Source organism: Halomonas denitrificans, from assembly GCA_019800895.1.
Taxonomy (GTDB): domain Bacteria; phylum Pseudomonadota; class Gammaproteobacteria; order Xanthomonadales; family Wenzhouxiangellaceae.
The window spans coordinates 693353-706971 of sequence record JAHVKF010000002.1 but is presented as its reverse complement, the minus strand read 5'-3'; the positions used below and the strand labels follow the sequence as shown (position 1 = coordinate 706971).

The 13619-nt window shown below is 66.7% G+C and carries 12 protein-coding genes; all 12 read right to left on the bottom strand.

Annotation, left to right across the window (positions count from 1 at the left end; translation table 11 throughout):
- Nucleotides 1-5: 5 nt before the first annotated feature.
- The 12 genes from KUV67_07140 to KUV67_07085 all read right to left on the bottom strand — a co-directional run bounded on the left by KUV67_07140 (nucleotide 6) and on the right by KUV67_07085 (nucleotide 13487).
- Complete coding sequence (locus KUV67_07140) at nucleotides 6-479, bottom strand: DUF4442 domain-containing protein (protein ID MBY6204652.1); 474 nt, start codon at nucleotides 477-479, stop codon at nucleotides 6-8.
- Nucleotides 480-538: 59 nt separating this feature from the next.
- On the bottom strand, nucleotides 539-1105 hold the full coding sequence (gene yjjX, locus KUV67_07135) for an inosine/xanthosine triphosphatase (protein MBY6204651.1): 567 nt from the start codon (nucleotides 1103-1105) through the stop codon (nucleotides 539-541).
- Nucleotides 1102-1524, bottom strand: a complete 423-nt coding sequence (locus KUV67_07130; protein ID MBY6204650.1) for a type II toxin-antitoxin system VapC family toxin — start codon at nucleotides 1522-1524, stop codon at nucleotides 1102-1104. Before KUV67_07130 ends, yjjX begins: the two co-directional genes overlap by 4 nt.
- Nucleotides 1521-1742 (bottom strand): hypothetical protein, encoded by a 222-nt coding sequence (locus tag KUV67_07125; GenBank protein ID MBY6204649.1) that lies wholly within the window; start codon nucleotides 1740-1742, stop codon nucleotides 1521-1523. The genes KUV67_07130 and KUV67_07125 overlap by 4 nt, the downstream gene beginning before the upstream one ends.
- 471 nt (nucleotides 1743-2213) lie before the next feature.
- Nucleotides 2214-4703 carry an FG-GAP repeat protein gene (locus KUV67_07120; GenBank protein ID MBY6204648.1) on the bottom strand — a complete coding sequence of 830 codons (2490 nt, stop codon included), beginning with the start codon at nucleotides 4701-4703 and terminating at the stop codon, nucleotides 2214-2216.
- Between the two features lie 259 nt (nucleotides 4704-4962).
- Nucleotides 4963-8253, bottom strand: a complete 3291-nt coding sequence (locus KUV67_07115; protein MBY6204647.1) for a PDZ domain-containing protein — start codon at nucleotides 8251-8253, stop codon at nucleotides 4963-4965.
- 138 nt (nucleotides 8254-8391) lie between these two features.
- Nucleotides 8392-9396: a lyase gene (locus tag KUV67_07110; GenBank protein ID MBY6204646.1), complete on the bottom strand. Its 1005-nt coding sequence runs from the start codon at nucleotides 9394-9396 to the stop codon at nucleotides 8392-8394.
- A gap of 64 nt (nucleotides 9397-9460) precedes the next feature.
- Nucleotides 9461-9790: an antibiotic biosynthesis monooxygenase gene (locus KUV67_07105; protein MBY6204645.1), complete on the bottom strand. Its 330-nt coding sequence runs from the start codon at nucleotides 9788-9790 to the stop codon at nucleotides 9461-9463.
- Nucleotides 9791-9879: 89 nt separating this feature from the next.
- Nucleotides 9880-10695, bottom strand: a complete 816-nt coding sequence (locus KUV67_07100) for a dienelactone hydrolase family protein (GenBank protein ID MBY6204644.1) — start codon at nucleotides 10693-10695, stop codon at nucleotides 9880-9882.
- Nucleotides 10696-10790: 95 nt separating this feature from the next.
- Complete coding sequence (locus tag KUV67_07095) at nucleotides 10791-11369, bottom strand: hypothetical protein (GenBank protein ID MBY6204643.1); 579 nt, start codon at nucleotides 11367-11369, stop codon at nucleotides 10791-10793.
- Nucleotides 11370-11448: 79 nt separating this feature from the next.
- On the bottom strand, nucleotides 11449-12489 hold the full coding sequence (locus tag KUV67_07090) for an ATP-binding cassette domain-containing protein (GenBank protein MBY6204642.1): 1041 nt from the start codon (nucleotides 12487-12489) through the stop codon (nucleotides 11449-11451).
- Complete coding sequence (locus KUV67_07085) at nucleotides 12486-13487, bottom strand: ABC transporter ATP-binding protein (protein ID MBY6204641.1); 1002 nt, start codon at nucleotides 13485-13487, stop codon at nucleotides 12486-12488. The genes KUV67_07090 and KUV67_07085 overlap by 4 nt, the downstream gene beginning before the upstream one ends.
- Between the last annotated feature and the right edge of the window lie 132 nt (nucleotides 13488-13619).

Here is a 13619-nt window from a genome sequence, read left to right as displayed (position 1 = left end):
GAGGGTCAGTCCTTCTTCGGTTTTTCGGAGATGTAGAGCAGGATCGTGCCCCGGACCACGACCTCGCCGTCCTCCCGGTACGCGGTGACCTTTACCGGCAGGTCGCCGGCCTTCCAGTCTTCGGGCCGGGTCTCGGCCACCGCTCGGATGTCGGTGGTCGCCTTGGCCGTGTAGTCCAGCGACATGCCCTTGGGAATCCATCGCAGGTGCTTCGGGATACTGGCTTCGGCCATCGCGCCCATCGCCATTTCCAGGGCGTTGCAGATGGCGATGACGTGAACCGTTCCGATGTGGTTGTGGACCTTCCTGCGCTTGCGGAACCGCACCTCGCAGTAATTCGGCCGCAATTCGGTCACCCGCGGCGAGATCGAACCGAAGTACGGCGCCTTGGCCGCGAACAGCTTCGAGAAGATCCAGTGCCCGGCCGGCCATTTGGTGACGCGGTGGAACAGGCGCAACAGGTAGTTCGATTCGGCCATGACGGAACTCCGAGGGTCAACGTCCCATTCTGCCGCAGACGGATCGGACGCGGCAGGGGTCAGCCGTCGCCGACCGGGTACAGCTCGGGGTTGAGGAACGGGATCATCGCCGCCGTCACCGCCGGCGCGTACAGGCCGGCCCGGTCCAGCGCGCCGCCGGTCAGCAGGCCGATCGCGCCGTCGCGGCGCTTCGAGTCGGTGCGCCCGAACACCTCGTCGTCGGCGTGGCCCAGCTCCATCCCGCCCCGTACCTTCTCGGCCACGGCCTCCGGCAGCACGAAGGCCGCGCTGCGCGCCCGGCCGACCCGGCCGGCTCGATCGACCACCACGATCCAGGCGAAGGTCAGCATGCCCCGGGACGAGTCCTGGACCCCGCCTTCGACCCCGAACCAGTAGTCGCCCTCGGGCCTCGCATCGCGCGCCGCCCGGGCCCGATTCTCCGCACCGAGCACGGTCTCGACATCGGTCGCGGGCTGCTCCGAGACACCGGAATCGACGGGAACGGAATCGATCGCGACTTCATCGTCGGGCATTGCGGCGCGAACGCCGGCTTCGACCGCGCGTAGCTTGACGGGGTTGGCCGAGGCCACGACCAGCCGGACAGGCGATCCGGATGCAGCGCTCACGCACCGGACTCCGCTGCGTCCGTCAGATCGATCAGGTCCAACCCGGGAATGTCGCGGAAGTCCCGGCCATTGCGGGTCAGCAGATCCAGCCCGTGGTGTACCGCCTGGCTGGCGATCCAAAGATCCTGCACCCGGGTTCGATGGCGTCGCTTCCCGCCTGCCGCAAGATGCGCAGCAAGCTCGCCGAACACTTCGGCTGTCCCGGCGTCGATCGGGATGACGGGTTTACGCGTCATCTTGCGCCAGGTCCGCATCCGCTTCTGGCGAACGCCCGGATCCTGCGCCAGTTCCGCGCCGAGCCGCAGCTCGGCCAGGGTGACCGGCGACAGGTAGACCGGCCGGTCACCCGTAACCTGCGAGACGTCGGACGGGGCCAGGCGGCCCTGCTCGACGTCGATCCAGATGCAGGTATCGATCAAGACGCCCACGGATCCGAGAGTTCGTCCGACAGAATCGAGTCGCCGCGCCGCGCATCGGCCTCCCAATCTTCAGCCGCCTCGGGGTTCAGCGACTCGTGAAGATCGGCGAGCGCCTCGGCGGCCGTCATGTGCCCCGGGCGTGCAGAGAGGTGCGCCACCGGCTGCTTGCTGCGCTCGACCACGTACTCCTCACCGGTTTCTCGCACCCGGTCCAGCACGGAACTGAGATTCCGGGCGAGTTCGGTGGCCGTGATTCGTTTGATCACCATCCGGCTGCCAAAAATCAGACTATCTGATTCCAGTATGGGCGGTCTCCGCCGGAACCGCAAGGGCGTTCGGCAGGGTCGGCGCGATCCGGCGGTGTCGCAGGCGATAACGCCCCGGACGGAAGCGGGGCGTCTGGGATTGACTTCAGGGATTCAGCGAACCTACTCGCCCATCTCCGTCGGCAGCGCCGGGATGGGGAGCCGTAGGTCTGGATCTCCGTCGCAACCTGTTCGATTGCGCGCTCCACTGGAGTTGAGGGACCCCGAATGGCAGCCATGGCTATTCTTTATCGAGACAGGCTAAGAACTCGCGGCGGGAGGGTCACTGTGTTCAGCTGCCGTTAGCGGCCGCGCCGCAGCTGAGCCATGCCTCTCGAGCAATGAGCGAGCAAGCCGCTTCCAGTGTGTTCATCGCCGGCGCATTCACTGTAAGGACGTTGATGGTTCGAATTGATCGTGGAACACGACACCAATATCCAGAATCCAGGCCGATCCTGACAAGGTCCCATTGGCATTGTCACCGGTAGCGCCGACCGCAAGCCGCTCGCCATCGACACGCATCGATGTCCCGAAGTTGCGCAGCACCGTCTCGGGGTTCGGTCGAAATCTCGCGGATTCTTCCCAGCCTGTCCCTGTCAAGGAGAAGACGTGGATTTCTCCAGTGCCTGACGACGACCCTCGTCCTGACGCGCCGACAAGAATGCGGCCCTGGTCGAGTCCGACACTGGACCCGAACGCGGCTCGATACTGACTCTCACTCGCAACCAGCTTGGTCTCTTCCGACCACGCGGAACCATCGAACGCGAAAATGTACGCCGACCCGTCGCCGAAGCTGTCTACGCTATCGTCTATGGCTCCGATGACGATTCGGTCCTCCTGCTTCGCCACGGAGAATCCGAAATCCGAGAACCTTGGTGCATCGGACGGCTCGAACCCGGCCACCTCAACCCATTCCTGCCCATCGAATTCGAAGAGGTACGCGGCGCCGACCGCTTGAGATGTCACCGAGGATCGACTCCACGGGGCGCCGAGCACGGCGCCATCATCAGCAAGGAAGACCGATTGGCCCATCGCCCGTGCATTTTCGTCCTCGCTGATCAACTTCGCAGTCTGCACCCAAGAGCCATTGATCCACTCGAAGACATAGGCCGCGCCCATGTTAACAATCGAGGTATCGTACGAGGGAGCGCCGACCAGGGCTCGGTCTCCTGCCAAGTGAACCGAAAAGCCGAACTCCCCTACGCCGCCGTCGCTGGAGACAAGCTTGGCCGATTGATTCCAACTCGAGCCATCGTGATCGAAAACGTATGCCGAACCCGCGGCCGTTTGGTTGTTCCTTGTTCCGATCACGATGCGAGTGCCAGAGACACTTACCGAGGCTCCGAACATTTCTCCGGCTGCGCCATCGGCAGCAAGAAGCTTCGCCTCTTCTTGCCAGATACCGTCACGAAGGAAGAAGACGTAGGCAGCGCCCGAGTCTTGACCCCGGTCGTCGTCGCCGGGCGCACCGACAACCATGTGAGAGCCCGAGAGGCCAACGGAGAGACCGAACAAATCACCGACGGCACCTTCTGCCGGAACCAGGCGCTGGCGTTGATCCCAGCTCCCTTCGACGAGTGAGAATACGTGCGCTGACCCTGCGTTATCTGCACCGAAATCCTCGAGTCTGGCCCCTACGAACGCATGGATTGCTCCGAGTCCGACCGCGAATCCGGCTTCGCCATAGGATTCGCCGGCAAGTGGGATCAGCTTGACCGTTTCCGACCAATCCGGTCCGTCGGATTCGAAAATATAAGCCGCACCGGACTCCGGTCCGTTCGCGCTGTCATTGAACGTGCCGATCAGGGCGCGACCAGAAAGGAGGTCGACCGACGAACCGAAGGCCTTTCCCGGCTCCGGATCGCTCGGCTGCAACTTGGCCTGCTCGAGCCAGCCTGCACCGGCGTCGATGAACAGGTATGCCGCTCCGGACAGGATTTCCGACTCGCTATCGAAGGGCGCCGAGACAATTGCATGATTTCCGTCCAAGGCCACGGCGAATCCGTAGTCGCTTCCTGCCGTATTTCCACTGGGCGCAAGGCTATCGGAAAACTGCCACGCATCTCCATTGAACCGGAAAAGCTGAGCGAATCCACCTGCTCCAACGACGATCTGAGCTCCTGAACTACTGACCGATCTGCCGAATGCCGTCGGCGTCGCGATCCCGACCGGATCGAGCCGGGCAGTATCGACCCATCGTTCGCCATCGTAACGAAAGACATACACAGCTCCCGAGTCAGCGGACTGGCCATCAAAGCCTTCGGAGCCCACGACGGCAATGTCATCGGACAGACTGACCGACGATCCGAATCGATCGGAAGTCGACTGGGTAGGCGCAAGGAGCCGCGCTCGGTTCTGCCATCTGGCGCCGTCGAACTCGAAGACATAGGCTGCACCGACCGCCTGCTCACCGGGTGCACCCACCAGAATCCGGTCACCCTGCAAGGCTACGGAATAGCCGAACTCGCCCAGGCTATCTACAGGGACCCGGAGTATTGCCGTTTCCTCCCACGTTCCGGACGAGTACTCGAATACCACCGCCGCGCCGCGTCCAGCCAAACTCGGACCACCAACCACTGCTCGGTTTCCGTCGACGGCAATCGCCTGGCCGAACCGGGCGTCATCATCCCACCCGATGCCTTCCGGGCGAGGCCGCAATCTGGCTTCCAAAATAGCGGTCGACAGTTCCGCCGGTCCGGTGATGACTGCTCTGGGGTCATTCGCTCGAACGCTTTCGGAACGCCCGGACGAAGCCTCGATGGTTGCCGTAGGGGAGCCGAGTGAAGCCAGGGTTGCCAAAAGCGCGAAGATCGAGACTTTTCCTCTCGCGAGAATTGAAGCTGCTCGTTGCATTCCATTGCTCTTCAAATTCACCAATTCAGATTCCAGACCGGGAATCGTGACTCGCACGAGCATACAGGCCTGACCTCGTCGAAAAGGACCGCCATCGCAAACTCAACTACCCACCGTGATGCCCTTCCGGGATCAAGTGCCAAAAGCCTGGACGCTGAAGAGGGCCGGACGATCAAACATTGGACCTGTGACGACGAATTCCTAGAACCATTCCGACTTTTCATGGAAACGCCCCGGAAGGCCGGGGCGTCTGGGGTCTTGTTCGAGTCTGAAGAGGGACCTACTCGCCCAGCTCCGTCGGCAGCGCCGGGATCGGCGGGACGGGGGAGTCGTAGGTCTCGAGTTCCGTCAGCACCTGTTCGATCGCGCGCTCCAGCTGCGTGTCGCGGCCGTTGTTGGTAGCGATGGGGTCGAGTTCGACCTCGATGTCGGGCGCCACGCCCTCGTTCTCGATGCTCCATTCGCCGGAGGTGTCGACGAAGCGGAAGAAGGGCACGGTCATGACGCCGCCGTCGACCAGGGGCGGATTGGCGAAGATGCCGATCAGGCCGCCCCAGGTGCGGGTGCCGATCAGCTTGCCGATGCTCAAGTTCCGGAACGCGTAGGGCAGGTAGTCGCCGCCGGAACCGGCGTCCTGGTCGATCAGCATCACCTTCGGGCCGTGCAGCGCGCCGGCCGGCGTGCGGTACGGCGTGCCGTCGCGGTCCACCCAGCTCGACAGGTGCTTGCGGCTGAGCACTTCGACGATGTAGTTCGCCGCCTGGCCGCCGCCGTTGGAGCGCTCGTCGATGATGACCGCCTCCTTGTCGAGCTGGGCAAAGAAGTAGCGGTTGAAGAAGGTGTAGCCGGCGCCTGCGGTGTTCGGCAGGTAGATGTAGCCGACCCGTCCGTCGGTCGCCTCGTCGACGGCCCGGCGGTTGGTCTCGATCCAGTTCCAGAGCCGGAGTGCGCCCTCCGAATCCGACGGCGTCACGGTGATGTCCCGCGCGTCGCGACCATTGGCTCGCGGACCGACGGTGAGCACGACCTGCTCGCCGGCGGTGTTCTGCAGCCGCTCGAACAGGTTGTCGTCGGCGGTCAGGTCCTGGCCGTTGACGGCGAGGATGTATTCGCCTTCGCGCGCCTCGTTGCCGGGCTCGGCCAGCGGGCCGCGCAGGAACGGGTTCCAGGATTCGCCGGAATAGATCTTCTCGATCCGGTAGCGATCGCCGTCGACGGTGAAGTTGGCGCCGAGCAGGCCCGTATCGGGGTCCTGGCCGCGATAGACGTCGCCGCCGCCGACCCGGTTGTGGCCGGCCTGCAGCTCGGCGATCATCTCGACCATCAGGTCGTTCAGGTCCTCGCGCCGGCCGACGTGGTCGACCAGCGGGCGGTAGCGGTCGTAGATCGCGTCCCAGTCGGCGCCGTGCAGGTTGTCGGCATAGAAATACTGCTGCTGCATGCGCCAGCCTTCGTCGAAGATCTGCGCCCACTCGGCGCGCGGATCGAGATCCATGCGCAGGCCCGAGGTGTCGAGCGCTTCCGGTTTCAGTTCCTCGCCGACTTCTGCAATCGCCAGGCCGTTGCCGGCCTGCTGCAGGATCATGTGCTTGCCGCCGGCGGCGATGCGGAAGTTGCGCACGCCGGTGGCGACGCCGGCCGCCTCGCGCTCTTCGAAGTCGAAGCGATGGAGCACGTTGTCCTCGCCCCAGTTCGCGCCCGGCGGCTCGTTGCTGCTGCCCGGCTGCGGGGCTTCGATGTAGAACAGGCTGCCGTCGCCGGCGACCTGGAGCTGGCCGTAGTTGCCCTCGGCGACCGGCAGGCCGACGATGCGGCGCTCGAGGCCGTCGAAATCGATGACCGTTTCCGGCGTGGTCTCTTCCTCGTCCTTGCCGCCGTCCTCTTCATCGCCGTTGCCTTCGTCCTCGTCCGACATCGGCTCGTCGTCCGAGCGCGGGGCCAGCGGCGAGTCGCCGTCCGCGGTCAGCACCGCCGCGTACAGGCCGGCCCGGTAAGGACGCTCCTGGCTGGTCATGTTCAGGCCGACCTGGATCGGACCGGAGTTGGTGGAAGCGGCGAAGTACAGCACCTTGCCGTCCGGCGAGAAGGCCGGCGAGGCGACATCGGCCATGCCGTTGCTGATCACGGTCGATTCGCCGGAGTCGAAGTCGTGCACGACCAGGTCGGCGTGATAGTTCGGCTGCTCCAGCGTGTGGGCCAGCCAGCGGCCGTCGGGCGAGAACGCGACGTCGTAGCCGGCGCGTCGCTCGTTGGTGGCGATCCGGGTGATGGCGCCGCCGTCCAGGTCGATCGCGTGCAGGCCGAGGTGGTTGTCGCTGAACACGATCCGTCCGCTTTCGGCGTGCCAGGCCTGCAGCGTGTAGTAGTCCGGGCCGAGCGCGTATTCGGCGGCGTTCTCGCCGAACTGGTCGGCAACCACCAGCGTCTGCCCGTCGAGCGACTCGACGATCCAGGCGACCTGCTTGCCGTCCGGTGACCACAGGCCCGGATACTCGCGCTGGCCCTGGGAGGCCGTCAGGTTGCGCGTCGGGCCCTTGTCGGCGGGAATCGTGAAGACATCGCCGCGCGCGGTGATGATGGCGCGCTGGCCCGTCGGCGAAATGTCGATGCCCTGGATCGTGCCGGCCACGGAAGTCCAGCCGCCTCGGAGCTGCGGCAGGTCCGGGTTCAGCGCGATCGCCAGGGTGGTCGATTCGCCGGAACCGACTTCCAGGGTGCGGAGCTCGCCGCCGGCCTCGTAGACCAGCGTGCCGTCGTGGGCATTCGCGGCGCGGACGTCCCAGGTCGATTCGAAGGTGACCTGCGAGACCCGGGCGGAATCCGGGTCGAAGCGGAACACGTTGAAGCGCTCGTCCTCGCGGTCGGAGACGAAGAACACGTCGCCGTCGATCCACATCGGGTCGAAGTCGGTCACGCGGTCGCCGGGGATGTCGACGACGCGCTGCTCGTCGATGTCCAGGATCCGGATCGACGGCGTCGTGCCGCCGCGGTAGCCCTGCCAGCCGGCGGTGCCGCCGAACAGGCCGTTGTAGCCCGCGCCGTGGTCGATGTAGGCCAGGCGCTCGCCGGATGCGTCGTAGGCGCCGCGGAAGAACCGCGCCTCCATCTGCTTGACCGGGAAGCCGCCGTCGATCGACACGTGGTACAGCTGGCCGGAGCGGCCGTGGTCGGTCTCGCGGTCCGAGACGAAGGCCACCGCCGAGCCGTCCGGCGCCCAGTCGACGAGCTCGTCGTCGGCCGGGTGCCAGGTCAGGCGCTTCGGCTGGCCGCCGGCGGTGTCGATGACGTAGACATCGACCTGGCCGTCGTACTCGGCCTGGAAAGCGATCTTCGAGCCGTCCGGGGAGAAGCGGGGGCGGGTTTCCTCGGCCGGGTGCGTGGTCAGGCGTCGCGGGTCGGTGCCGTCGCGGTCGGCCAGCCACAGGTCGCCGGCGTACATGAACACGAGGTGGTCGTCGGACAGGTCCGGCGCGCGCAGCAGGCGGGTCGGCTCGGCGTTGGATTGGACGGCCAGCGGAAGCGCGGCCAGGGCCAGCGCGACGGCGCCGGCGCGTGCGGTGAAGCGTCGCATCGGTTTCTCCGGTTGGCGTCCCGGACCCCGGCGATCACCGGGCGTTCGAAACGGTGGTTTCTACTGAAAAACGAAAAACGCTCCGAGAATACGCCCGGAGCGTCGTTGCCGGATGTGCCAGAAGGCCGGGTGCCGCGCCTACTCCGGCAGGTCGGCCCGGCCGAGATTGTTGGTGTCGGTGCCGAACCAGATGGCGTTGCGGTCGGCGTCGAAGACCATGTGGCGCACCGCGCCGCCGCCGCTGGGCACGGGCTCGTTGACGATGAAGGTCCCGGTCGCCGGATCGAAGCCGACGAAGCGGTTCGGTTCCGGATGGGTCTCGACGTACCAGATCCGGCCCTGGCCGTCGGCGATCAACGCGTACGGACCGGCGCGGTGCTCGAGATCGGTCCGCCATTCCTCGAACCCGCCGGTGGCCGGGTCGTACACGCCGATGAAGCCGCGCGCGTAATCCGAATACCAGACGCCGCGATCGGTGATCGCGATCCGGCGCAGGCGGGCGTCGTCGCGAGGCAGCTCGATCTCCTCGATCGCCATCGTCTCTGGATCGATCTTCGCCAGCGCATGGGTGCCGAGCAGCACGACCCAGACGGTGCCGTCGTCGGCCACGTCGATGCCGTAGGGCCGCGCGTTTTCCGTCGGCACGGCCACGTGCGCGATCTCGCCCGTATCCCGGTCGTAGCGGCCGACGTGGTTCGCCCACTGGGACGTGAACCACAGGCGCCCCTCGGCGTCCTCGACGATGGTGTGCGGGTCCTTCAGTTCCTCGGGCATCTCCACGCGCGTGATCCCGCCGGTCTCCGGATCGATGCGCCCGAGGTGGGCATCGCGGTTGCCGGCGTACCAGACTTCCTGGTCGTCGGTCACGTAGATGGTGTGCGGCCCGGCACCGTCGGGCAGGTCGAAGCGCTCGAAGGTCTCGGTCTCGGGGTCGAAGCGGGCGGCGTAATGGCCCGACTGGCCGACGAACCACACCTTGCCGTCGGCGGTGACGGACGGATCGCGCGGCCGCGTGTTCTGCCACTCGACGGACCATTCCTCGATCTGCAGGCCGGCGTGCCGGCCCTCTACGTCACCGTGCTCGTCGGCGAGGGCCGCGGCCGGCACCAGGGCCGCCAGTGCGGCGGTCAGGATCAATCGCATCGTGTGCCTCCTTGTCGGATGATGTTCGTTGCAGTCGATCGTGCGGCGTCGGAATCGAGCCGGGTCAGTGGGCGTGTTCCCCGCGTTCGATCGGGGCCAGCCGGTCGACGACGACGTCGAGGTGGTCGAGCACCGTTCCCCGGCCGTCGATCAGCGTATCGGCCATGCGCTGGCGGATCGCGCGGCCGGACTCGCTCCACGCGTGGTCACGATCGTAGGTCTCGCGGTCGGGCCACAGCGCGTAGGCGACGTAACGATGGTCACCGGCGCGGTGCAGGCGCGACCCCAGGCTGCCGAAGTGGACCCGGATGTAATCGGTGGTCTCGGTCCAGGCGGCGCGGAACGCGTCGTCCTGCCCGGGCCGGACGCGGAACTCGATCAGAACGGCCATCATGAACCCTCCGACCGCGCCTCGCGGCCGGTGTTCCGGTCGCCGTGCCTGCGGCCGGCGAACGACCGCCCGGAAGCGGACGGGAACCGTCGTCAGAGAACGCGACCGAGATAGTCCTTCAAGCGTTCCCAGGCGTGCTCGGCCGGCTCGCGGTTGGTCTCCGGGTCGCGGTCCACGTGCAGCCAGAAGCCGTGCCGGACTTCGTCGTAGATGTGCACATCGCTGTCGATGCCCGCCTCGCGCAACGCATCGACGAAGGCGTCGACCTCGTCGACCGGGATGCCGCGGTCGTTGGCGGCGAAGGTGCCGTAGACCTCGTGGCCGATGTGCTTCATCTGCTCCGGGTCGTCGATCAGCGAGCCGTAGAAGATCGCCGTGCCCTCGTGTTCGTCGCCGCCGAGTGCATAGGACAGCGCCATACCGCCGCCGAAGCACCAGCCGATCGTGGCCACCCTGCCGGTCGCGGGCGTGTTGGCCTCGATCCAGTCGACCGCCGCGTCGAGGTTGGCCACCATCGTGGCCTCGGCCGCGCGCACCTCGCGGACCAGCTCCATGTTCTCCTCGCGATCGCTGCCGGTGCGTCCCGAGTACAGGTCGGCGGCCAGGGCGATGTACCCCTGGTCGGCGAACGCGTCGGCGGTCTGCCGCACGCGGTCCACCAGGCCGTTCCATTCGTGGATCAGGAGCACCGCCGGGAACGGACCTTCGCCGTCCGGCAGAGCCAGGTATCCGGCAGTGGCCGGGTCGTCGGGAAAGTAATTCACGGTCTCGCCGGCGGGCGGCGGGGCATTGCCGGTGATCGCCCGCATCATCGCGTCGTGCCGGCCTTCCTGCGCGTGAAGGGGCGACGAGAAGGCGAGCAGGAGCAGCGCGGTGACGGTGGACGCGAAGGATCGGATGGCGTTCATGGGCAGGCCTCGTGGCGGGATCGTTCCGAGTCTAGGACCGGCCCGTGAGCGCCGGGCAGCGATCCGCCCGGCCCCGTTCGTCGATCGACGTGAAGTCAGCGGCCCGCGATCGCTCGGAAGTCCATCGCCTCGAGGTAGGCCTTCTTGTCGTCCAGGCTGGCGTTGCCGGCCACGGTGATCAGCACCCGGCCGCCGACCACGCCGGTCAGCTCGCCGTTCTGGTTGACGAAGCTCTGGCGGTTCACGCGGACCACTTCACCCATGTTGGCCAGCATCTGCGGGTTCGCGTACATGCCGGCCATGGTCATCACGCTCGGGTTGTCGGCCATCATCTGGATGCGGACCTCGCCGGAACCGCCCGTATAGGTGCCGGTGGCGCTCACGCCGCCGCCGAACATGCCGGCCGCCGCGTTGGCGTCCATGTCGATCTCGCGACTCCAGCCGTCCAGGGGATCGGGCAGCAGCTCGGCGAAGGCTTCGCCCTTCATCGTCTGCAGGAGGCTGGAGGCGTAGGCCAGTTCCTCGGCCGCGGCGTTGATGTCCTCGGCCTCGTAGGCCTCGAGCGCCGCGTCGAGCGTTTCCGTGAACTCGTCGGCGGTCAACGGCGCAGCGGCCAGCGTCGATGCAGCGGCGGCCGCGATCAGGGTCGTGCGCAATTTCGTACTGCGAAGCATGGAATCCTCCCGGGTCGATCGTTCGGTTTCAAGGATCGATACGGAAAGTCGCCCGGAAAGCCGACACCGCGGCTTCGGTCTACCGGACGCAGTCGTCGCCCGGCGGCTTCGGCAGGACCCGGCCGGTCGGCACGACGTCGCGGCGGATGCACGCGACCTGGCTGCCGTCGTCCAGCGTCTCCAGCGGCGGCTCGGTCTTCGCGCATTCGTCGGTGGCGTAGGGGCAGCGGGTGCGGAACACGCAGCCCGACGGCGGGTCGGTCGGCGACGGCACCTCGCCGCCGAGCGACCGCCGCTGGCGCGCGCGCTCGGCCACCGGGTCGGGGATCGGCACCGATTCGATCAGGGCGCGGGTGTAGGGGTGACGCGGGTTCCGGTACAGGCGCTCGCGCGAGGCCACTTCCATGACCTTGCCGAGGTACATGACCAGCACCCGGTCCGACACGTGCTGGACCACGGACAGGTCGTGGGCGATGAAGATCAGCGACAGCTGCAACTTCTTCTGCAGTTCCTTCAGCAGGTTCACGATCTGGGCCTGGATCGAGACGTCCAGGGCGGAGACCGGCTCGTCGCAGACCACCAGGCGCGGGTTGACCACCAGCGCGCGGGCAATGCCGATGCGCTGGCACTGGCCGCCGGAGAACTCGTGCGAGTAGCGGTTGATCAGCTCTGGGGCGATGCCGACCATCTTGAGGATGCCGGCGACCCGTTCCCGGACCTGCAGCGGCGACATCGACGGGAAGAAGTTGCGCAAGGGTTCGCCGACGATCTGGCCCACCGTCATGCGCGGGTCCAGCGAACCCGCCGGGTCCTGGAAGATCAGCTGAAGTTCCCGGCGCTTCCGGCGCATCGAGTCCTCGTCCAGGCCGACCAGGTTGTCGCCCAGCCACAGCACGCGGCCACCCGCCGGCTTGACCAGGCCGAGAATGGCCCGGGCCAGCGTCGACTTTCCGCAACCGCTCTCGCCGACGATGCCCAGGGTCTCGGCCGGGCCGAGATCGAAGCTGACGCCGTCGACGGCGCGAACGGTCTCGGTCTCGCGCCGGAACCACCCCGTCCCGGTGGACACTTCGAAGCGGACCGCGAGGTTTTCGACGCGGAGGACCGGCGCACGGCTCATGCGGAACCCTCCTCTTCGGCGGCTGCCCGGATCGGAACCGGCCGATACTTCAGGAAACACCGCTTCCAGCGGTCGTCCTCGAACGATTCCAGCGGTGGATGCTCGGTGCAGGCATCGAATTCGAAGTCGCAGCGGGCGCGGAACGGGCACCCGGTCGGCAGGTCGACCAGGTCCGGCGGGTTGCCGGGGATGGCGCGCAGGATGCCCGAATCCTCGCGGTCCAAGCGCGGCACGGAATTCAGCAGGCCCTGGGTGTAGGGATGCGCCGGGTCGGCGAACAGCGGCTCGACATCGGCCATCTCCATCACCTCGCCGGCATACATCACCAGCACCTTGTCGCACAGCCCGGCCACGACGCCCAGGTCGTGAGTGATCAGGACGATGGCGGTGGACGATTTTTCGGTCAGCTCACCCATCATCAGGTTGATCTGCGACTGGACGGTCACGTCGAGCGCGGTGGTCGGCTCGTCGGCAATCAGCAGGTCGGGCTGGCAGAGCAGGCCCATCGCGATCATGATGCGCTGGCACATGCCGCCCGAAAGCTGGTGCGGAAACTGGCGCATGCGCCGTTCCGGATCGCTGATCCGCACCTGCCGCAGCATCTCGACCGCGCGTTCGCGAGCCGGCCTGCGCTTCAGGTTGCGGTGGTGGGTCAACACCTCGATCAGCTGCTCGCCGATCGACATGTACGGGTTCAGCGCGCTGACCGGGTCCTGGAAGATCATCGAGATCTTCGAGCCGCGGATGCGCGTCTGTTCGGACTTCGACAGGCCGAGCAGCTCCTGGCCTCGGAACTTCACGGAGCCGGAGGCATGACCGTTGTCGGCCAGCAGGCCCATCATCGCCATCGCGGTCTGGGTCTTGCCCGAGCCGGACTCGCCGACGATGCCCAGGGTCTGGCCCGGCTCCAGGTCGAAGCTGAGCCCGTTGACGGCGTGCACGACGCCATCGGGCGTGTCGAAGGACACGGTCAGGTCGCGGACTTCGAGCAACGCCACTATTGCTCTCCCCGGGACGCGTGAGGAGCGGACGGATGGCGGTGGCCGCCCCCGGATCGGAGTCCGGGGCGGGCTGTACGCAGGATCCGGAGTGTGCGTGCGTGCACAGGAGCAATCCGACTACCGCCGGAC

Coding starts and splice junctions, on each gene's coding strand:
- KUV67_07140 (MBY6204652.1), bottom strand. CDS start 479: ATGGCCGAATCGAACTACCTGTTGCGCCTGTTCCACCGCGTCACCAAA.
- KUV67_07115 (MBY6204647.1), bottom strand. CDS start 8,253: ATGCGACGCTTCACCGCACGCGCCGGCGCCGTCGCGCTGGCCCTGGCC.
- KUV67_07110 (MBY6204646.1), bottom strand. CDS start 9,396: ATGCGATTGATCCTGACCGCCGCACTGGCGGCCCTGGTGCCGGCCGCG.
- KUV67_07105 (MBY6204645.1), bottom strand. CDS start 9,790: ATGATGGCCGTTCTGATCGAGTTCCGCGTCCGGCCCGGGCAGGACGAC.
- KUV67_07100 (MBY6204644.1), bottom strand. CDS start 10,695: ATGAACGCCATCCGATCCTTCGCGTCCACCGTCACCGCGCTGCTCCTG.
- KUV67_07095 (MBY6204643.1), bottom strand. CDS start 11,369: ATGCTTCGCAGTACGAAATTGCGCACGACCCTGATCGCGGCCGCCGCT.
- KUV67_07090 (MBY6204642.1), bottom strand. CDS start 12,489: ATGAGCCGTGCGCCGGTCCTCCGCGTCGAAAACCTCGCGGTCCGCTTC.